This is a genomic window from Burkholderia sp. Leaf177, assembly GCF_001424345.1.
In the GTDB taxonomy this organism is placed as follows: Bacteria; Pseudomonadota; Gammaproteobacteria; order Burkholderiales; family Burkholderiaceae; genus Caballeronia.
Genome location: NZ_LMPF01000023.1, coordinates 376,287 through 395,318, shown reverse-complemented (window position 1 = coordinate 395,318; position 19,032 = coordinate 376,287). Strand labels below are relative to the sequence as shown.

At 59.6% G+C, this 19,032-nt stretch carries 18 protein-coding genes and 1 pseudogene; 14 read left to right on the top strand and 5 right to left on the bottom strand.

What is annotated here, in order from left to right:
- Nucleotides 1-33: 33 nt before the first annotated feature.
- Nucleotides 34-2,318: pseudogene (locus ASG35_RS22805) on the top strand (fimbria/pilus outer membrane usher protein); the annotation flags it as partial.
- A 51-nt stretch (nt 2,319-2,369) separates the two neighbouring features.
- The gene (locus ASG35_RS32855; RefSeq protein ID WP_442854863.1) at nt 2,370-2,723 is read left to right on the top strand and encodes a FimD/PapC C-terminal domain-containing protein; all 354 of its coding nucleotides are present in this window, start codon (nt 2,370-2,372) and stop codon (nt 2,721-2,723) included.
- Nucleotides 2,724-2,802: 79 nt separating this feature from the next.
- Here ASG35_RS32855 and ASG35_RS22800 read toward each other — a convergent pair whose 3' ends face one another.
- The gene (locus ASG35_RS22800) at nt 2,803-3,687 is read right to left on the bottom strand and encodes a LysR family transcriptional regulator (protein WP_056363070.1); all 885 of its coding nucleotides are present in this window, start codon (nt 3,685-3,687) and stop codon (nt 2,803-2,805) included.
- Nucleotides 3,688-3,970: 283 nt separating this feature from the next.
- Between ASG35_RS22800 and ASG35_RS22795 the strand changes: the two genes are divergently transcribed.
- Nucleotides 3,971-6,352 carry a GNAT family N-acetyltransferase gene (locus ASG35_RS22795; RefSeq protein ID WP_056363067.1) on the top strand — a complete coding sequence of 794 codons (2,382 nt, stop codon included), beginning with the start codon at nt 3,971-3,973 and terminating at the stop codon, nt 6,350-6,352.
- 11 nt (nt 6,353-6,363) lie between these two features.
- Here the strand turns inward: ASG35_RS22795 and ASG35_RS22790 are convergent, their stop codons facing one another.
- Nucleotides 6,364-6,909, bottom strand: a complete 546-nt coding sequence (locus ASG35_RS22790) for a hypothetical protein (protein ID WP_056363064.1) — start codon at nt 6,907-6,909, stop codon at nt 6,364-6,366.
- 81 nt (nt 6,910-6,990) lie between these two features.
- The gene (locus tag ASG35_RS22785) at nt 6,991-7,821 is read right to left on the bottom strand and encodes an IclR family transcriptional regulator (RefSeq protein WP_056363061.1); all 831 of its coding nucleotides are present in this window, start codon (nt 7,819-7,821) and stop codon (nt 6,991-6,993) included.
- Between the two features lie 188 nt (nt 7,822-8,009).
- On the opposite strand from ASG35_RS22785, the gene ASG35_RS22780 reads away from it, so the two are divergent.
- From ASG35_RS22780 to ASG35_RS22760, 5 genes are all read left to right on the top strand, one after another.
- The gene (locus ASG35_RS22780) at nt 8,010-8,357 is read left to right on the top strand and encodes a UxaA family hydrolase (protein ID WP_056363058.1); all 348 of its coding nucleotides are present in this window, start codon (nt 8,010-8,012) and stop codon (nt 8,355-8,357) included.
- The gene (locus ASG35_RS22775; RefSeq protein ID WP_056363056.1) at nt 8,354-9,643 is read left to right on the top strand and encodes a UxaA family hydrolase; all 1,290 of its coding nucleotides are present in this window, start codon (nt 8,354-8,356) and stop codon (nt 9,641-9,643) included. Before ASG35_RS22780 ends, ASG35_RS22775 begins: the two co-directional genes overlap by 4 nt.
- Nucleotides 9,644-9,675: 32 nt before the next feature.
- Entirely contained in the window at nt 9,676-10,749 is a 1,074-nt protein-coding gene (locus tag ASG35_RS22770) for an aldo/keto reductase (RefSeq protein ID WP_056363053.1), read from the top strand.
- Between the two features lie 2 nt (nt 10,750-10,751).
- Nucleotides 10,752-11,594 carry an amidohydrolase family protein gene (locus ASG35_RS22765; RefSeq protein WP_056363050.1) on the top strand — a complete coding sequence of 281 codons (843 nt, stop codon included), beginning with the start codon at nt 10,752-10,754 and terminating at the stop codon, nt 11,592-11,594.
- A gap of 206 nt (nt 11,595-11,800) precedes the next feature.
- Nucleotides 11,801-12,649 carry an ureidoglycolate lyase gene (locus ASG35_RS22760; protein ID WP_056363047.1) on the top strand — a complete coding sequence of 283 codons (849 nt, stop codon included), beginning with the start codon at nt 11,801-11,803 and terminating at the stop codon, nt 12,647-12,649.
- Between the two features lie 81 nt (nt 12,650-12,730).
- On the opposite strand, the gene ASG35_RS22755 is transcribed toward ASG35_RS22760, so the two are convergent.
- The gene (locus ASG35_RS22755; RefSeq protein ID WP_056363045.1) at nt 12,731-13,171 is read right to left on the bottom strand and encodes a PaaI family thioesterase; all 441 of its coding nucleotides are present in this window, start codon (nt 13,169-13,171) and stop codon (nt 12,731-12,733) included.
- Between the two features lie 266 nt (nt 13,172-13,437).
- Nucleotides 13,438-14,553, bottom strand: coding sequence for an AGE family epimerase/isomerase (locus ASG35_RS22750; protein ID WP_056363041.1), 1,116 nt, complete (start codon nt 14,551-14,553; stop codon nt 13,438-13,440).
- Between the two features lie 162 nt (nt 14,554-14,715).
- Here ASG35_RS22750 and ASG35_RS22745 point away from each other — a divergent pair, with 162 nt between their 5' ends.
- The 6 genes from ASG35_RS22745 (at nt 14,716) to ASG35_RS22720 (ending at nt 19,016) form a co-directional block, all read left to right on the top strand.
- On the top strand, nt 14,716-15,399 hold the full coding sequence (locus ASG35_RS22745; protein ID WP_056363038.1) for an MgtC/SapB family protein: 684 nt from the start codon (nt 14,716-14,718) through the stop codon (nt 15,397-15,399).
- Nucleotides 15,400-15,527: 128 nt separating this feature from the next.
- Nucleotides 15,528-15,947 (top strand): hypothetical protein, encoded by a 420-nt coding sequence (locus ASG35_RS22740; protein WP_156393321.1) that lies wholly within the window; start codon nt 15,528-15,530, stop codon nt 15,945-15,947.
- A 234-nt stretch (nt 15,948-16,181) separates the two neighbouring features.
- Nucleotides 16,182-16,334: a hypothetical protein gene (locus ASG35_RS31985; protein WP_200945775.1), complete on the top strand. Its 153-nt coding sequence runs from the start codon at nt 16,182-16,184 to the stop codon at nt 16,332-16,334.
- A 602-nt stretch (nt 16,335-16,936) separates the two neighbouring features.
- Entirely contained in the window at nt 16,937-17,242 is a 306-nt protein-coding gene (locus tag ASG35_RS22730; protein WP_056363029.1) for a hypothetical protein, read from the top strand.
- Nucleotides 17,243-17,449: 207 nt separating this feature from the next.
- Nucleotides 17,450-18,391, top strand: coding sequence for a 3-hydroxyacyl-CoA dehydrogenase family protein (locus tag ASG35_RS22725; RefSeq protein ID WP_056363027.1), 942 nt, complete (start codon nt 17,450-17,452; stop codon nt 18,389-18,391).
- On the top strand, nt 18,384-19,016 hold the full coding sequence (locus ASG35_RS22720; RefSeq protein WP_056363024.1) for a flavin reductase family protein: 633 nt from the start codon (nt 18,384-18,386) through the stop codon (nt 19,014-19,016). The genes ASG35_RS22725 and ASG35_RS22720 overlap by 8 nt, the downstream gene beginning before the upstream one ends.
- Nucleotides 19,017-19,032 lie beyond the last annotated feature (16 nt).

The following is a 19,032-nucleotide window of genomic DNA, read 5'->3' as shown; positions in this document are numbered from 1 at the left end:
ACTGAATAGACAGAACCAAACGCAGGCCGAATCATGAAACAAGCTGCTCAACACGCTTTCACGCGCCAAAGCCAGGGTGCGTTCCGGCTTCGTCTGAAGCCCATTGCCGCAATCGCTTTTTCAGTGATGACGTGCGCCGCGATTCCGCCAGCGATAGCCGAGGCGGCGGGAACGGATCAAAACAAGAACGGACCTGTCGCTGAATTTAGTTTTGACAACACATATCTGCGCCAGGAAAGCGGGGCGCCGATCGACACCAGCCGGTTCACGCGCGGTAACGCAGTTTCACCGGGAACGTATGCAGTCGATCTCTTCGTGAACGGCGCGCGTCTGGGCCGTGAAGACATTCGGTTTGTCGGCAAAGGCGGCGCAGCCGGATCGAAGCCGTGTTTCAGCCGCGAAATCCTGAATCACGCGGGCATCGATATGGTCAAAGCGGACGCGGCCAGCGGGCGGCCTGAATTGGGAAAAACATCGGCATCGGCCCCTGCTGTTAATGCTGACATTTGCGATGAAATCGGCACGCTTGTGCCAGGCGCAACGGTCGATTTCGACTTTTCGCGGCAAATGCTCGAACTCAACGTACCGCAGGCGTACATGCGCAACTCGGCACGGGGTTCCGTCCCGTCCGATCAATGGGATCAGGGCGTCAACGGCGGATTCGTGAGCTACAACGCCAACACATTCCGGACCGACGGCTCGGCGCCGGGCTCAACACAAAGCTACCTTGGCCTCAACGCCGGCATCAACCTTGGCGCATGGCACCTCCGCCATCAATCGTCGGTATCCGCGGCGACGGGGCAGTCCACCCAGTTCGACAATATCGCGACCTATGTGCAACGCGACGTCGAAAAGCTCGGCGCGCAACTGACTCTCGGCGATACGAGCACTGGCGGCGAGATCTTCGACAGCGTGTCGTTTCGCGGCGCGCAACTCGCCACCGATGACCGCATGCTGCCCGATTCAATACGTGGATACGCGCCGGTCGTACGTGGTGTGGCTGAAACAAACGCGCGCGTCACGATCCGGCAGAACGGCCAGGTGCTGGAAGAAACGAACGTGGCTCCCGGACCGTTCGAGATCAATGATCTGTATTCAACAGGCTATGGTGGCGACCTGGTCGTAACCGTGACCGAAGCCGATGGCCGCAGCAAGGAGTTCACCGTGCCGTTCGCGTCGGTGGCGCAGTTGCTGCGTCCTGGCGTGACGCGTTTCAGCGCGACGGCCGGCCAGTTGCGCAACGATTCCCTCGATACAAAACCCGTCTTCGCCCAGTTCACGCTTCAGCACGGGCTGACGAACATGGTCACGGCGTACGGCGGCGCGGTTGCATCGAACGGTTATGGCGCGTTGAATTTCGGCGGCGCGTTGAACACGAACGTCGGCGCTTTTTCGATGGATGTCACGGGTGCAATGACGAGCGTGCCCGACGCGCAATCCATGCGCGGCACGAGCTTGCGCGTGGGCTACAGCAAGTTCGTCGGCGCGACGAATACGAATGTTTCGGTCGCGGCTTACCGGTTCTCGACGGCGGGCTACCTGAACCTGAACGACGCCGCCACCATTCGCGATATCGCGGAGCATGGCGGTGACATGAACGCCGTGTACCGGCAGCGCAACCGCATGCAGGTTTCGGTGAACCAGAAGCTCGGCGATCACGGCACGATGTTCGTCACGGGTTCATCGCAGAATTACTGGAATCGCGGCGGCACCGATACATTGTTCCAGGCCGGCTACACCAACGCCTTTAAGTACGGAACGTATAGCTTGACGGCCGGCCGCACACGGACCATGGACGGGCAGTTATCCAACGAATTCTTGTTGAGCACGACTATCCCGCTCGGACATTCGGCACACACGCCAATGTTGACCACGAACGCCTCGCACAACTCGGACGGCGCCACGAACATGCAGGCAAACGTGAGTGGTTCGCTGGGCGCCGCGAACCAGTTTTCCTACAACGGTTACGGCACGTACAACGTCGGCGGCAATTCTGCCGATAACGGCAATGCCGGCGTGAGCGCGACTTATCGCGCGCCATACGCAACGGTGAATGCGTCCGCGAGCGGTGGCGGCGGCACACGGCAGGTATCGGCGGGCGTGCAGGGATCGGTCGTGCGCACCCGGGGGGCGTGACGTTCTCGCAAACAGTGGGCGATACGTTTGGCATCGTCAATGCGCCCGCAGCCGCCGGGGCGAGTGTGACGAATGCACCGGGAACCACGGTCGATTCGCGTGGCTATGCAGTGGTTCCGTACCTGTCGCCATACAGCATGAACGTGGTCGATATCGATCCGAAGGGCACGTCTACCGATGTCGAATTTAAATCGACATCAGCACAGGTGGCACCTCGTGCAGGCTCTATAGTGATGATGAAGTATGAGACGGTGAGTGGCCGGGCGGCACTGATTCAAGCGCCGAAACTGGGTGGTGGATCGTTACCATTTGGAGCGAGTGTGGAAGACGAACAAGGAAAGATGGTGGGCGTAGTTGGTCAGGACAGCAGAGTTTTTGCACGGGGTCTCGAAGATCAGGGTGCGCTCACGGTAAAGTGGGGCAGTGGTCCGGTCGAGCAATGCCGGATCAGCTATACATTGCCAAAGAAAGACCCAAAGGCTTATAACCCCGGGTATTTATCGGTGCAATCGCATTGTGTGCCCGGCAGCGAAATGCAGGCGGCGGGTGTTACGCAACCAGGCGCGCCGGCAACGGCCGTTCGCTGATACAAAAGCGGCGATTGAACATATGCATTGTTCCCCTGAGATACGCACGAACGTGTTGGTGCAATCTGGCCGGCTACGATCAGCCTCCTGATCCACGCGCTTCGTCGCGCAACCATGCGGCGAACGCGCTCACTGTCTCAGCCTCCCGATGCGCTTCGGGCACATCGAGCCAATATCCAAACGGTCCGACTATCTCCACGTCCGACATTCTCACGAGCACGCCCTCGGCCAGTTCGTCGTCGATCATGTTCAGGTCGACAACCGCCAGTCCGACACCTCGCCGCGCGGCATGTATTGCCTGCTGCAGATTCGAAAATTCCATTCCGTTATCGGCATAGCGCGCCGGCATTCCTGCTTTAGCCAACCAGTTCGGCCAAAGTTTCAAACGGACGTCTTCGTGCAATACATGCAAGGCCAGCAACTCGTCCAGCAGGCGCTCGACCGGCAAGCCCGCGAATTCCGGCGCGCCGACCAGCACGTGTCGCTCCATCAACAAAAGTTCTGAGCTTCCTTGCGTGGCCAGGTGGCGAGCCGACTCGCGCCCGAACCGGACACTGCAATGGCACTCGCCACTTTCCTGAATGCGGATCGATAAATCCACGTCCGGCAGTTGCTCTGCCAACCCGCCGAGCCGCGAAGAGAACCATTGCGTCGCGAAGGTCGGGGGCAGCGACACAACAAGGCGCCTGCGCTCCACGGCGCCGGTCAAATGCCGGGCTCCCCGTTCGATGACATCAAACGCTTCGGTCACCGACGGCATCAGCATCACGCCGGCCTGCGTCAGCCGGATTCCCTTGTGGTCGCGCTCGAACAGTTTTACGCCTAGCGATTCCTCCAGCAGCCGGATTTGGCGGCTAACGGCACCTTGCGTGACGCACAGCGCTCGCGCTGCGCGATTGAAACTCAAATGACGCGCCGTTTCTTCGAAAAACCGCAGCGCAATTAACGATGGAAGGTGTCGCATAGTGATTCCTTACAGCTCGTCTCCTCGATTGTTGTAGTCAGCCCGATGCACGCGCCTTCCCGATCGCGAGGCAAACTTCTTGTCTCGCGTTCGATAAAATTACCTTGATTCCGGGTGCCAAACAATAGACCTTCCGGCCAACGTTGGGCCATCAGTAATTCTCATAATCAGCTATCAGGAAAGGTCGGAACACCGAAAAAACCTTCAGGAAATAGGCCATTCGGCTAGTAGTTACCTAGGCCTGAATCGCCTATGCTGGATACATTCCGTTCCAGGAGGCCGCATGACCGTACGCAATCTCGATGCACTGTTCAGCCCGAAGTCGATCGCCGTGATCGGTGCGTCGCTGCGCGCGGGCAGCATCGGCGAAATGGTGTGGTCGCGGCTCAGCCAGGCAAAATTTGCGGGTCCGCTTTGGCCGGTGAATCCGAAGCATCGCCAGCTCGATAACGTCGCTGTATTCGCCGGCATCCACGACCTGCCGGACGCACCGACTGTGGCCGTGTTGTGCACGCCGCCGTCAACATGGCCGGAGTTGGTCCGGCAACTCGGCGAGCGCGGCACGCGAGCGGTTGTGATCGTCGGTCAGGCGGGCGATAAACAGAATCAGGCGGTCAACGGCTGGACAAGCCGGACGCTCATCGCTGCGCGGCCGTTCTTGCTGCGTGTTGTCGGCCCGGCAAGCCTGGGCGTGATGACGCCCTCGACCGGCGCCATTCTCGGTGCGCCTTCGTCGCCGGTTGCGGTGGGTGGGGTGGCGTGGGTATCGGCGTCGAATGCGCTGACCAATGGCGTGCTCGGATGGGCGAACGCTCGTGGTCTTGGCTTTTCGCGGGTGGTCGCGCTCGGAGACGAAGCGGATGTCGATGTTGGAGATATCCTCGATTTCCTCGCAAGCGACGCTCGCACGCGCGCGGTCTTGCTTGCTGTCGAATCGGTGCGGATGGCACGCAAGTTCATGTCGGCGGCGCGTGCCGCAGCGCGCAACAAACCCGTGCTGGTTTTGCGAACCGGATACAACGATCCGTTCGACGCGCTTTACAGCGCAGCATTCCGGCGTGCCGGTCTGGTCCGCGTCGATTCGCTCGATGACCTGCTCGATGAAATCGAAACGCTTGGTGTTGGTCGCGTCGCGGCGAGCGATCGCGCGACCGTGATCACGAGCGACCGGGGCGTTTCTGCGCTCGCAGTGGACGCATTCGCCGCCGCTGGTGACTCGCTTGCGCTTTGGTCCGACGCGGCGCGCAAGGCGGTCGCTGCAGCCTTGCCTGAGGCGCATCTCGGCAATCCGCTGCAACTCGGCGATACCGCCACCGCTAGCGACTTCGGTGCCGCGCTCGAAGCGCTGGCGCCGCATCGTGAGACTGGAACTGCGTTCGTGGTGCACGCACCAACGCATTCCGCGCCTGTCGCCGAAGTCGCGCGCATGTTGATCGCGCAAAAAAGTCACGCGTATCGCGGATTGCTGGCGTGCTTTTTTGGTTGTGTCGATGTAGCGACGCGCGACGCGCTGCACGCCGAGGGAATTCCGGTTCACACCACGCCGCAGCGGCTAGCAAGGGCCTTTGCCCGGCTGGTCGATTATCGCCAGGGACGCGAGTTGCTGATGCAGACGCCGGACGGACCGTTGCCCCAGGCGGCGGCTGCGCTGGACAGCGCTCAAGCGCAGGTTTCGGCCGCGTTGGCTGCGGGCGTTGCCGAGCTGGACGGCGAACGTGCATCACGGGTCTTGGGCCAGTTTGGAATCGTGGTGAAGGCGGGGCCGCCGGGCACGCGCAGTGACGACGCCATCGAAATCGATGTCCGCCTTCTCAACCATCGGGTATTCGGCCCGGTGTTCGAATTCAGGACAGCCGGCGCGCTTGGTCTGCCGGACTCGCTTCACGAGTTCGCCTTTCCGCCGTTGAATCCTTTGCTGGCTCGTGATCTAGTGATGCGCTCACCGCGTGCACGCGAGCTTCCAGCCGAGAGTTTGCTGAATGCACTGACGGCTTTATCGAATGCGGTATGTGAAATCGAGCAAATCGTTGCGTTGCGCTTGACGGTGCGCGTCACGCGTCAGGCGGTAGTTGTGTACGAGCCGCATTTGACGCTGGCCGCGCATCGAACGCCGCTGGCCATCCAGCCATATCCGCGCCGGCTGGAAGAAACGCTCGAATGGAACGGCTTGCAGGTGACCGTGCGTCCAATCCGGCCCGACGACGAAACCGCCCACAGCGCGTTTGTCGCGGCAATGACGCCTGAGGACTTGCGCTTACGTTTCTTCAGCTCGGTGCGCAGCTTCGATCACTCGCAACTCGCGCGCATGACGCAGATCGATTACGACCGCGAGATGGCGTTTATAGCGGTGACGGGTGAAAGCAATGCGATGCAGACGCTGGGCGTGGCCCGCGCAATAGCCGATCCGGACAACGAGACGGCCGAGTTTGCGGTGGCGGTGCGTTCCGACCAGAAGGGCAGGCGCCTGGGAATGTTGCTGCTGGCGCGGATCATTGCGTATTGCAAGTCGCGCGGGACGCGGTGGCTCGCCGGCGAGGCGTTGCGCGAAAACACAGGAATGATTGCTCTTGCGCGCCGCTGCGGTTTCCAGATCACGCCGACTGAGGATCCGGGCGTAGTGGGATTCCGCATGCGGCTGACCGACGCCGATCCGGCGCGGCCATAGATTTTTAACGCTTAAGCCGCAAGCTTGGCGAGCGCTTCATCGACTTGTGTTCGCGATACCGCCAGCTCTTCCAGCCATGCATCGGCATAAACGCTGCCGGTTTCGCGTTCCAGCCGCGCGATGGTCGCCGCGCAACGCGTCGTGTCCTTAGGCGTTGCGATGAACGACTTGACTGAGGCGCCCGAGGTGAATGCCTCGAACAACGGCACGCGGATATCGTCTGGCAATGCGCGGCTCGTCCATTGATAAGGCTTTCCATTGAACGACAGCTGCGGAGGCATCACGCGTTCTTTTTTCGCTGCGGGAATCAGGCCGAAATTGCGGGCGGCATCGCCGATCTGGTCCGCGGTGAAAAGCTCGTCCGCGCCGATATCGAATTGCTGGATAAACGTTTCAATGCTTTGCATTGCCGCCGCGCGGTCGTCGCGCTTTTTCTGGGCGCGGGCAACAATGTCGCGCAGTTCATCGGCTTCTTCGCTTGTGATCGTGAAGCTGGACTGCTTTTGCTGAAGTTCGGAGAAGCGCTGGAATTCGGGATCGGACAGAAGTTTCGCCATGGCCTTGCGTAGATTGCGTAGAAAAAGACGCAGCAGGTCGCGCACAACGACCAGCCGCTTTTTGAGAGGGGCGCCATTCTATCAAGCCGCGCTGGAATCTCGCGCGTCGCGCATGCCATCGAGTTCAACTTCAGGCTCGCGATACATCGAGAGCGCCGCCGCCGCCTCGCCGAGCATTGCGCTGACATCGTCAATGGACGGTGCGACATATTCGTCGATACGCCTGAGAAACGGGCATGTCAGCGTCGCGACCGCCTGGCCCGACGGTCCGAGCAGCGGAAAGCTGACGTCCATCACGCCGAACGTCTGCTGACTTTCTTTATGGAGAAAACCGTCCGCGCGGATCTTGGCGTACGCACTTTCGAGCGCGGCAGGGTCCAACGCTGTTTCACCCTTGACCTGAGTGTGTTCGGCGAGCATGTGCGCGCGCTGTTCAGCACTTTGAAACGCCAGCGTCACGCGCCCCGAACCGGTATCGATCAAACCAATGCGCGCGCCAAGCCGCACCGAAATACCCCATGTGCCGGGCCCGTCGACCTGCGCGATCACCAGCAGATTGCCCCGGTCATAGGTCGCGAGATGGCAGGATTGCTCGGCGCGGTCGGCGAAGCGCTGCATGATCGGCAGGGCTTCCGTGATCAGCCGGTTCATCGGCGGATGACGATGTGCGAGCGCATACAGCTTAAGACTCAGCGAATAACGGTCGCCCGCCGGCGAGCGCACCACGTACTGCCGCGCGACGAGCCGCTCGAGCATCCGATACATCTCACTCGCATTTCGCCCAAGCGATTTTGTGATCTCGGCGCGCGTCAAGCCGTCCTTCTGCTCGGCGAGCAACTCGAGAATGTCGAGCCCTTTGTCCAGCGCGGGCGCGCGGTATCGGTCGGCGTCGGTCGGATCTTCTGCCTGCATGTCAGCCTTGTTAAGAACAATCGATCAGCGATAAACGCAGATGCTAAGGGAAAACACGGACCGTTTCGGGGCGCAGTAAGCTTGACTTGAACTTGTCCGCATATGAATAATACGTTCACTGATAAACGATTGTACCGATACAAACCCGTATCTTCGATATACGTCGAAACGAATTCAAGGACGTCTGCGTGCCGCAAACCCCGCACAAACCCACCGACTCACGTTTGATTTTGCAAAGCCCGCAAGACAATTGCCTGATTGCGGGCGCCCGTCTGGAGGCGGGCGAGCGCGTCGAGATTGAAGGGGAAACGGTCACGCTTGCAAAAACCATCGATCTTGGACACAAAGTCGCGCGCTACGCGCTGCAAACGGATCAGAAGGTACTGCGTTACGGCGCGATCATCGGCCACGTGAATGCAGACGTTCAGCCAGGCGACCATTTGCACACCCACAATCTCGAGAGTGATTACATCCCGACCTATACCCACGACGCCCGCCACGCATTTGTGGATCATCGGGAACAGCCAAGCCAATGACAGCCTCCACCGCTCCCCAGCTTCAAGGTTTTTTGCGCGCCGATGGCCGCAAGGGCATTCGCAACGTGATCGCGGTCGCGTATCTCGTGGAGTGCGCACATCACGTGGCGCGCGAGATCGTCACGCAGTTTCGTCCGGCATTCGATGCCTTCGATGACCCGAACGCCGAGCAGGAACCACCCGTTCATCTGATCGGCTTTCCTGGCTGCTATCCGAACGGTTATGCCGAGAAGATGATGGAGCGGCTGACCACGCATCCGAACGTGGGCGCGGTGCTGTTTGTATCGCTGGGATGCGAGAGCATGAACAAGCACTATCTTGTCGATGCCGTGCGCGCAAGCGGCCGTCCCGCCGAGGTCCTGACGATCCAGGAAAAGGGCGGCACGCGCAGCACCATCCAGAATGGTCTCGACTGGATTCGCGAAACGCGCGCAACGCTCGCAGCCCAGCCAAAAGTGCCGATGGCGCTCGACGAACTCATCGTCGGCACGATTTGCGGCGGTTCCGACGGCACGAGCGGCATCACGGCGAATCCGGCGGTGGGACGCGCGTTCGATGCGTTCATCGATGCCGGCGCCGCCTGCATTTTCGAGGAAACCGGGGAACTTGTCGGCTGCGAATTCCATATGAAAAGCCGCGCCGCGCGGCCGGAACTCGGGCAGGAAATCGTCGCGTGCGTGGATAAAGCCGCGCGCTATTACTCGATTCTCGGACACGGTTCGTTTGCGGTCGGCAACGCCGATGGCGGCCTCACGACGCAAGAAGAAAAGTCGCTTGGCGCATACGCGAAAAGCGGCGCGTCGCCGATTGTCGGCATCATCAAACCGGGCGACATTCCGCCAGTCGGCGGCCTGTATTTGCTCGATGTCGTGCCCGACGGCGAACCGCGTTTCGGCTTCCCGAACATCAGCGATAACGCGGAAATCGGCGAGTTGATCGCTTGCGGTGCGCACGTGATCCTGTTCACGACGGGGCGCGGGTCGGTGGTCGGCTCGGCCATCTCGCCCGTGATCAAGATCTGCGCAAACCCCGCGACGTATCGCAATCTTTCCGGCGACATGGACGTCGATGCCGGCCGGATTCTCGAAGGCCGCGGTACGCTCGACGATGTGGGCCGCGAAGTATTCGATGTCACCGTGAAAGTCGCGGCAGGCGCCGCGTCCAAGTCCGAATCGCTAGGCCATCAGGAGTTCATCCTGACCTACAAGACATTCGATCCAGTCGGGCCCGCCTGTTTGCCCGCAAATGCGACGCCGCGGCATGCCGTGCCGATCGCTTCGATTTGACCCACTTATCGACACGCTTCTAGATCAAAGCGATGAACCCAATCACCGGAAATCCTGTCGTGAAAACGCGCAAGGTTGGAAAGACTTCGCTGGAAGTCACCGCGTTGTCGCTGGGCAGTGCGCCGCTCGGCGGTTTGTATCACGAGTTGTCGGAGGAAGACGCGCAAGCAACCGTCAACGCCGCATGGCAAGCCGGCATTCGCTACTTCGATACCGCGCCGCACTACGGCCACACGAAAGCCGAACATCGCCTGGGCGACGCATTGCGGCGCTATCCGCGCGAAGACTATGTGTTGTCCACCAAAGTCGGCCGCTGCTTTGTCCCTCGCACAACGCCGTATGACGGCAGCGAAGGCTGGGCGAATCCGCTGCCTTTCCAGGCAATCTACGACTACACCTACGACGGCATTCTTCGTTCATTCGAAGACAGCCAGCAGCGCTTGGGGATCGTGGATATCGACATCGTGCTGATCCACGACATTGGCCGCGTCACGCACGGCGAAAAGAATGCGTTTTATTGGCGGCAACTCACGAACGAAGGCGGTTTTCGCGCGCTCGATGAACTGCGCGCGTCGCGAGGCGTTAAAGCCGTTGGACTTGGCGTGAACGAAGGCGCGGCGGTGCAGGAAGCAATGGCGGAATTTAATATCGATTGCGCGCTGCTCGCCGGCCGATACACGCTTCTGGAACAAGCTGTCCTCGACGACTTGCTGCCTGAATGCGAGAAACGCGATGTCAGCATATTGCTCGGCGGTGCGTTCAACTCGGGCATTCTTGCGCGCGGTTTGACGCACGATAAGCCGCCAAAAGCGATCAACCAGAAATTCAATTATGGCGATGCGCCGCCGTCGATCATCGAGCGTGTCGACGCGCTGGAACAGATTTGTCGCGAGCATGGCGTTGCATTGTCGAGCGCTGCCTTGCAGTTTCCTTATGCGCATAAAGTTATTGCCACCGTGCTGATGGGCGCGCGCAACCCGGACGAGGTCCGGTTGAACGCCGCGTCGTTCGCCGATCCTTTGCCCGCAGACTTATGGGACGCGTTGAGAGCAGCGGGATTGCTGCATGCATCGGCGCCTGTACCCGAACCCTCCGGCGAAGCGTAATCATGAGCGTTGAATTTATCGATGCACATCAGCACTTCTGGGATCCGTCGCGCGGCGACTATGGCTGGTTGACGCCTGAGTTGAGCGGGTTGTATCGCGTGTTTGGTCCGGATGACTTGAAGCCGCTTCGCGAAGCCGCGAACGTGGCGCGGACGGTCGTCGTCCAGGCGGCGCCAACTGTGGATGAAACACGATATCTCCTCGATCTCGCGCGCAATGATCCATCGATTGCGGGCGTAGTCGGATGGGTTCCGCTCGACGCGCCCAATGCGGTTGAATTGATCGATCGCTTAGCGCGCGAGCCGAAGTTCAAAGCCGTGCGCCCGATGCTTCAGGATCTTCCCGATGATCGCTGGATCGAGAATCCTGCATTGACGCCGGCAATCCATGCGCTGATCAAGAACAATCTTGCTTTTGATGCCTTGATCTTTCCGCGCCACATTGCATCGCTGAAGGTTTTTGCAGAGCGTTTCCCTGACTTGCGAATGGTCATCGATCACGGCGCGAAACCGCAAATCAAGGACGGCGACGCCGGATGGCAAATCTGGGCGGATGGCATTGCAGAGTTGGCGGCGTTGCCTCAAGGATTGCGCTGCAAGCTGTCGGGCCTTGCGACGGAAGCCGCGTCCGGCTGGACGATCGCAACGCTCAAGCCATACGTCGATCATCTTCTGAAGCACTTTGGGGCGGACCGGCTGATGTGGGGAAGCGACTGGCCGGTACTGAATCTAAACGGCGACTATGCAAAGTGGAATGACGCAGCGCGGCAATTGACGTCGCATCTCGACCCAACTCAACAGCAAGCGATCTTCTGCGATACGGCAAAAACGTTCTACCGCTTATAACGCGTGAAGAATCGGCAAGGTATACACGGAATTTCGCATCAGCAATCGCAACGAAAGCCGGGGATGGTAAAAAGATGTATCGCGTGAATGGTATGGTTCTGTCGCACGATATTTGAAACGCCGCTCCCGGCGAAGCCAGCCAAACGCGGGCTGCACCGAATACCTCATCAACCGAATCAAAACCTGAAACTGAAGGATCACTCACGATGAAACTGCTGCGCTTTGGGCCGAACGGTCAGGAAAAACCGGGTTTGCTGGATCAGAATGGCAAGATTCGCGATTTGTCGGGTGTTATCGACGACATCGCCGGCGAAACGCTATCGGATGCATCGCTCGCGAAACTCCGCGCAATCGATCCGTCCACGCTGCCTGAAGTGACGGGCGAACCGCGCATCGGCCCGTGCGTTGCGCGCGTGGGCAAGTTCGTGTGCATCGGATTGAATTACGCCGATCACGCCGCCGAATCGAATCTGCCGGTTCCGACCGAACCGGTGTTGTTCGGCAAATGGACGAGCGCGATCTGCGGCCCGAACGACAATATCGAAATCCCGCGTGCATCGAAAAAGACCGACTGGGAAGTCGAACTCGGCGTGGTGATCGGCAAGCACGCGAAGTACGTCAGCGAAGCGGACGCGCTGGATTACGTGGTGGGCTATTGCGTGATCAACGACGTTTCCGAGCGCGAATGGCAAATCGAGCACGGCACGCAATGGGACAAGGGCAAGGGTTTCGATACCTTCGGCCCGATCGGCCCGTGGCTTGTCACGAAGGACGAAATCGCCGACGTGCAGCATCTCGATATGTGGCTCGACGTCGACGGACATCGTTATCAGAACGGCAATACCAAGACGATGGTCTTCGGCGTCGCAGAACTGGTGGCGTATTTGTCGAAGGTGATGAGCTTGCAGCCTGGCGATGTCATCTCCACCGGCACGCCGCCGGGCGTTGGCATGGGCGTGAAACCCGCGCCGGTTTACCTGAAAGCGGGCCAGACGGTTCGCCTGGGCATTCAGGGATTGGGCGAGCAACAGCAACGCACGGTCGACGCAAAGTAAGCACGAACCGATAAAAGAGAGGGGCCGTTCCGGCATAAGTTGGAACGGCCCCTCGTTCGTTTTACTGCAAGAGAAAGCGTATCAGGCGCTCACCGGTTCCAGCTCCGCAGCCATCTCGCTGATCCGGTGAATCGTCCCTTGCGCGACCGCAACGAGGCGTTCCGTGCCGCCATCGGTGACATAAACGTCGCATTGACACGTGGCCTGCGTCATTCCCGCGTAGATCACGCGCGCGCGGGCCAGCAATGTGCCCGATACAGCGGGCCGCAAATAATTGATCTTGTACTCGCCGGTGACCACCTTCGGGCCCAGGCGCAGCGCGCCGGCGAAGGTCAGGGCGTTATCGACGAGATAACTCACCACGCCGCCGTGCACAAAACCGTGTTGCTGCCTGAGTTCATCGCGGATGGTCAGGCATAGGGTGAGACTCGAGGAGTCGACCTGCATGAGTTTCGTTCCCAGCAGGGCGCTAAACGGCTGCGCGTTCAACGCGCCCCGTGCGATATCGACAATTTCGGCCATTCGGACACTCCTACATTTGGTTTCGGTCCAGTCAGCTTGAGTCCCACAATCCGCATCGAGGCAAGCGCCGCCGTCGCGGTCCTGCAAGGACTGTAGGTAGCGCATCTCCACTCTGCAAGGACGATCTCGAATTCGCGGACAAATTACTGGTTTAAAGACGATTTATCGGCGATTCGAATTTAAAACGGCGGTTGTTCAGGCTGAAATGCAAAACGCCTCGCGCGAATGGCGAGGCGTTTGAACACGCCGAAAACGGGCTTGGAGTTTCAGGGCAACGCGTCGTACGCGGTTGCGAGATGGTAAGGCGTGGTCGAAGGCATTTCTGCGCGGACGATTGCGCCATTTGCCGCCTGACTTTCAATCCAGCCGTTTGGCCGAAGAAAACGTTTCGTGAAACGTCCGATCTGATCGGGCAATTGCGCGCGCACGTCCGCGCCGGAATGCGTAGCGAGTGCGCGCAGATATTCGGTCTGCGCCCAGATGCGTTGCGTCGAATCGATAACACCGCCGCGTTCATCCACCGACGCCGCCACGCCGCCCGTCACCGGATCAACGCCGGATTGCTGCACGAAATCGAACGCGCGATATAACGCCCGGTTCAGTCCCACCGCTTCGAAAGCCGCGTGTGCGCTGCCTTCCACCAGAAACAGCCATTCGAATTGATGGCCGGGTTCGAGCCAATTGTTCGCGCTTCCAATCGGCAATTCCGCGATACACCCCGTTTCCTGGTGCACGAAAGCACGCGCGACGGCCGCGCCGAGCTTTTCCAGACGATGATCGAAGACTGCGAAGCCAGTGGTTTCACGCGCGGCGAGCCACGCTTCGGTCAGGTGCATCAACGGGTTTTGAAGCGGCGAATTGAGCGATGCCGAAAAATCCTCGCTCATCGCCGCATGGAACAGATCGCCACCGGCGTTCATTTGCCGTTCGATGATCGCCGACGTTTCCTCCAGCACTGCCAACGCTTTTTGCGCGGCGGCCGGCGATGCATGCCGAGCGTATTCGGCGCACGCAAAAATCACGAACGCGTGTGTATAGAGGTCCTTTTGACGCTCGTGCGGCGCGCCGGCTGCATCGACGCTATAGAACCAACCGCCGTTTTTCCTGTCCTGAAAATAGGTCAGAAGCGAATCGAACAGCGTATCGGCGTGGCCGATGTCCCCCGCGTGCGCAAACACGAACAATTGCCGGGCGCATGCCATGGCGCGGTATCGATGTGCGGGGACAGGCGTCACGCCGTCCTTGGCAACCGCTTCGTAGGCGAGACGCATGGCTGGATTGAAGCCCGGTCCGCGCCAGATGGGCAGCACGACGCGCTCATAATGTGCTTTCAGGGTCGCGCCGGTCGGAGATGTTCCAGCAGTGGAATCTGGGTCGTGCATACGGCTTTATTGATAATGGTTGAGCCCGGCGGCGCTCGCCACCGGACGCGGGCACCAAGGATAAATCAAAACGGCCGCTTGCCGGACCAACATCGGCGCGCGAAGGCCATCGCAGTCCTGTTCTGGCCACCATAAAACCCACGCAAAGGAGAAAAACCACCCATGTTAGGCAATATGGAACTCATCGCGCGGCTCGTGCTGGCCGCCGCGCTCGGCAGTGTCATCGGCTTCGAGCGGGAACGGCTTTCGTGGGCGGCCGGACTGCGCACGCACATGCTCGTGTGCGTTGGATCGACGCTCATCATGATCGTCTCGGCGTTCGGTTTCGCCGATGTCCTCGGCAGCGAGCACATCGTCCTCGACCCGTCGCGGATCGCCGCGCAGGTCGTGTCGGGAATCGGCTTCCTCGGCGCCGGCTCCATCCTGCTGCGCGGCGAGATTGTCCGCGGTCTCACGACGGCAGCGAGTCTATGGTCGGTCGCCGCGATCGGGCTTGCCGTCGGCGGCGGGCTCTACACCGCGTCCATAGCTGCAACCATCATCATCCTGATCATTCTCGCGGGCATCAAACCGCTGGAGCGGCGGTTCATATCGGTGAAACAGCGGCGTCAACTGACCTTGCTCGTCGACCGCGGCACGTTGAATTTTCACGCGCTGCACGAGGTCTTGGGCGCGGGCAGCGTGCGGGTCAAGCAGTTCGTCGTGCAGCAGAGCGATGATTCCGCCGATCTGGATGAAGTGCAGATTTCGTTATCGCGGGTTTCATCGGCGGAATACCAGGCGATTTGTTCACGGCTGCGCGCGCTCGAAACCGTGCGCGAATTCAAGGAAGAGGGCGCATTGTAGTGCTGCGGCGGGTGAAATTATCGGTAGCGGCGTGCGACAATGCGCGCTCGAAAATTCCGCTGACGTTCGATGCCAAGCGCTTTATTAGCCGCTTGCTTCACTGGCGTGTTGTTGTTCATTCTCGACTTATGCCCGATTCCGCTGTAAATCCCGCCCGTTTGAACGACCTCGCTCCTTTAGCCGATGACCCTGCCGTCAGTTTGCCTCGCCCCGCGCGGCAGACGCAGCGCGGTTCGGCGCCGGATCGCGTTCCGTGTACTGGCCCATACGGCGCGCCGACGCTCGATCTTTTCGCCGAAGATGCCGAGCGGGCCACGCTCCAGGCATTGAACACGGACATTCGGCAGGCCACGTTGCCGGGCTTCGAGCTACCCGATGTGTTCATGGCGGCGGTGTCTGCGGTATCGGCTTCGGTTTTGCGGTCGACGTCGCGGCGCGCTGCTGTTTCGGACGATGCCGGCGCGTGTGTCTTACCTAACGAGAGCACCGCCGAGAATGCGTCACCAACGCTTGATCTCTTGTTCGATGAGCCGCGCGCCAAGTTCTGACATGGCGCGCATGACTACTTTCTGGTCCAACCCCAAATTTTGCCTTATGAAAAAAGCGACGAAAGCCGGTAACACCTACTGACATCGCGCTCCGCCTCCAACTATATCTGTTGCGAAAACGCATTGATGTAGAAAAACTACGGGAAAAATGTTGCGTTGCGCTAGGAATCGCTCGGTGAAAACCCTATAATCATGACTAAGGGATAACCCTGAACCAACCCACCGGAGTCTGACATGAGCTACCTCTTCGCACTGCTGCAAAAAATCGCCTCGTTGTTCGAATCGCCGCATCTTCCGATGGACTCGGACTACTCGTACCAAGCCCGTCAACGCGAAGCAGAGCGCGTTCGTAAGGCACGCGGCACGGTTTTCGGAATTCGTCTGTGAGCTGTCGTGGAAGCAGCGCGGATGGCATAGGGAAATAGATCGTTTTTTGTTTTGCGGCTTGACATCTGTTTTTCGTAGTGCGGTCCGCCTGTTTTCTCGAGTGTGGGATTATGTAGTTTTTCTAGCTTAAATTGTTTTACCGATCGATCGTCGCTTGGTCAATCGTCTTCAAATATCTGCCATCCTCGTTGTTCAATGCGCTTTTACGCGCGTCTCCCTTCGCTCCTGGATACTTGCGCTCGCCTACCGCGATCAAGCACGCTCGTTCATTACAAATCAATAAATCCGCGCAAGGCTGAAACGCGTTCGTAAAGTGTCGTAACCCCGCGAGTGGTTTCATATTTTCGTTGCTTACACGGCGCGCGACAAAACCTGCCGCACCGTCATTGCGAAACTGCGACAAAAATCAGTCGATTCAATGGTTTACAACGCCGTGAACAGGAATTCAATCGTCCGCGCGATTGATACGAACACTTACAAGCGCTCACGTCGTGCAATCTGCGGCGTGGCTAAAGTGGTTCTCAACGACGCGGCACTGACAGCACATCACCAGTTCACCGCGCGTCTTTAAAGAAGATCCAGCTGAACAAGGGAGAACAGTCATGAAAACCTCACGCACGATCATTGCCGCCATGCTGGCCGGCGGCGCGCTGATGACGGCTACGGCCGCATTCGCTCAAGTCGATAACGGCATGATTCAGGGACCGGCAATCCAGCAAAGCTACGGCGAACCGCACATGATGCAAACGGCCGTGGTCATCAATCTGGGCTGGCACGGCGACCGTTATTGGGATGGACACCGTTATTGGCAGCGCGACGAATGGATGCGCCATCATCCGCACGATGCAGGTCCGCATCACGCGCCGCCGCCGCATGCCGATCGCCACGACGATCATCGTCACGGCTGATCGCTACGGCTAAGGCCCGACTAAAGACGCACGACAGAACCGGTTGCCCAAAAGGGGCAGCCGGTTTTTTTTCGCAATGAATCCGGCGTTTAGGTTCACGTCATAGCCCATTTGGCCGAGGCGCGTATTCGAGGCTGCTGCGCTATCCTAGCTGGCTTGGGCGGGTGAATTAAACCTGCGATCAGCTCGGAAAATAGCGGAGAGAACTTGAATCAGATCACTATTGGCGTGGTGGGCAGCGGCCTGATGGGCGTCGGCATTGCAACACAAGCAGCGCTTCACGGATATGCGACCATCGTTCATGACATCGATGCCGCGCGGCTGACGTCGGTGCATGCAAAAGCAGAAGCGGTTCTCGACGAATTGATCGACGCCGGCGTGTTCCATGCGGACGATAAAGCCGGCGTGCTTGGGCGCATTGAAACCACCGAAAAGCTGGAACGCGTGGCGACGGCGGGGTTTATCGTGGAAGCGATTCCCGAAGTGCTCGAACTGAAGAACCGGACGTATCGTGCGCTCGAGCCGCTTCTGCGTGACGACGCCATTTTTGCCAGCAATACCAGCGGTTTTCCGCCCGATCTCCTGGCGCAAGTGCTGCGGAACAAAGCACGTTTTGTGATCGCGCACTTCTGGAATCCTCCGCATACCATTCCACTCGTTGAAGTCGTGCCGGGCACCGAGACCGATCCTGAAGTCACGCGCCGCACGGCGGATTTGATGACGGCCATCGGTATGGAACCGGTTGTGCTGACAAAGGCAATTCCAGGCTTTGTCGGCAACCGGCTGCAGTTTGCAGTCTTGCGCGAAGCACTGGCTATTGTGAGGTCGGGTGCGGCGACGCCGGAAGTTGTCGATGCGGTCATGAAAGCGTCGCTCGGCCGCCGATACGGCGTGGTCGGGCCGCTGGAAAGCGCCGATCTGGGCGGACTCGATACGCTGCTCGACATCGGCCTGCATCTCATGCCCGAGCTTGCAAAAGATGAAGACGTCCTGCAGCTGATGCGCGAGCGCGTGCAAAAAGGTCACGTGGGCGTGCGCAGCGGGCAGGGCTTTTACGACTGGAACGACGCGCACCATGCGCGCGTGAAGGCTGGGCGCAAGCGCCTGATTCACCACACCGCAAAGAAGACCAGGAAGAACCATGAGTGAGAGCAGCAGCAACTCCGGCACGCATTTCTATCATCCCGACGAAGGCCATCAGCTTCGCCACGATCCATTCAAGGCAATCGTCGCACCGCGGGTTATCGGCTGGATCTCGAGTCGCGATACCAACGGTCGCGTGAATCTCGCGCCGTACAGCTTCTTTGGCGCGTTCGCGACGTTTCCCTACATCATCGGATTCTCGAGCGAGGGGTACAAGGACAGCATCAGGAACATCGAGGAGACCGGCGAATTCGTGTGGAATCTGTCGAGCAAACCGCTCGCCGAGCAGATGAACAAGACATCGGCGCCCGTTCCTCATGAAACCGATGAGTTCGAACTTTCCGGGTTGACCAAGGCGCCAGGCGTGAATGTCGCCGTGCCTCACGTGGCCGAGTCTCCGGCTGCGCTCGAATGCAAGTTGCTGCAAATCATCCGGCTGAAGGCGCTCGACGGCACGCCAATGAACAACTGGCTCGCGCTTGGACAGGTCGTCGGCGTTCATATTCGCCGTGAATTCCTGAAGGACGGCATCTTCGATACCGCCGCCGCTCAGCCGATCATGCGTGCGGGGTATCGAGGGGATTACGCGGGCATCGGCGAAATGTTCGAGATGATCCGGCCGGGTTCGTAACGGTCGACCGGCGCTT

What these genes read in the sequence shown, in the direction of transcription:
- ASG35_RS32855 (WP_442854863.1), top strand. Translation starts at nt 2,370, where the DNA reads ATGATGAAGTATGAGACGGTGAGTGGCCGGGCGGCACTGATTCAAGCG.
- ASG35_RS22800 (WP_056363070.1), bottom strand. Translation starts at nt 3,687, where the DNA reads ATGCGACACCTTCCATCGTTAATTGCGCTGCGGTTTTTCGAAGAAACG.
- ASG35_RS22795 (WP_056363067.1), top strand. Translation starts at nt 3,971, where the DNA reads ATGACCGTACGCAATCTCGATGCACTGTTCAGCCCGAAGTCGATCGCC.
- ASG35_RS22790 (WP_056363064.1), bottom strand. Translation starts at nt 6,909, where the DNA reads ATGGCGAAACTTCTGTCCGATCCCGAATTCCAGCGCTTCTCCGAACTT.
- ASG35_RS22785 (WP_056363061.1), bottom strand. Translation starts at nt 7,821, where the DNA reads ATGCAGGCAGAAGATCCGACCGACGCCGACCGATACCGCGCGCCCGCG.
- ASG35_RS22775 (WP_056363056.1), top strand. Translation starts at nt 8,354, where the DNA reads ATGACAGCCTCCACCGCTCCCCAGCTTCAAGGTTTTTTGCGCGCCGAT.
- ASG35_RS22770 (WP_056363053.1), top strand. Translation starts at nt 9,676, where the DNA reads ATGAACCCAATCACCGGAAATCCTGTCGTGAAAACGCGCAAGGTTGGA.
- ASG35_RS22765 (WP_056363050.1), top strand. Translation starts at nt 10,752, where the DNA reads ATGAGCGTTGAATTTATCGATGCACATCAGCACTTCTGGGATCCGTCG.
- ASG35_RS22760 (WP_056363047.1), top strand. Translation starts at nt 11,801, where the DNA reads ATGAAACTGCTGCGCTTTGGGCCGAACGGTCAGGAAAAACCGGGTTTG.
- ASG35_RS22755 (WP_056363045.1), bottom strand. Translation starts at nt 13,171, where the DNA reads ATGGCCGAAATTGTCGATATCGCACGGGGCGCGTTGAACGCGCAGCCG.
- ASG35_RS22750 (WP_056363041.1), bottom strand. Translation starts at nt 14,553, where the DNA reads ATGCACGACCCAGATTCCACTGCTGGAACATCTCCGACCGGCGCGACC.
- ASG35_RS22745 (WP_056363038.1), top strand. Translation starts at nt 14,716, where the DNA reads ATGTTAGGCAATATGGAACTCATCGCGCGGCTCGTGCTGGCCGCCGCG.
- ASG35_RS22740 (WP_156393321.1), top strand. Translation starts at nt 15,528, where the DNA reads ATGCCCGATTCCGCTGTAAATCCCGCCCGTTTGAACGACCTCGCTCCT.
- ASG35_RS31985 (WP_200945775.1), top strand. Translation starts at nt 16,182, where the DNA reads ATGAGCTACCTCTTCGCACTGCTGCAAAAAATCGCCTCGTTGTTCGAA.
- ASG35_RS22730 (WP_056363029.1), top strand. Translation starts at nt 16,937, where the DNA reads ATGAAAACCTCACGCACGATCATTGCCGCCATGCTGGCCGGCGGCGCG.
- ASG35_RS22720 (WP_056363024.1), top strand. Translation starts at nt 18,384, where the DNA reads ATGAGTGAGAGCAGCAGCAACTCCGGCACGCATTTCTATCATCCCGAC.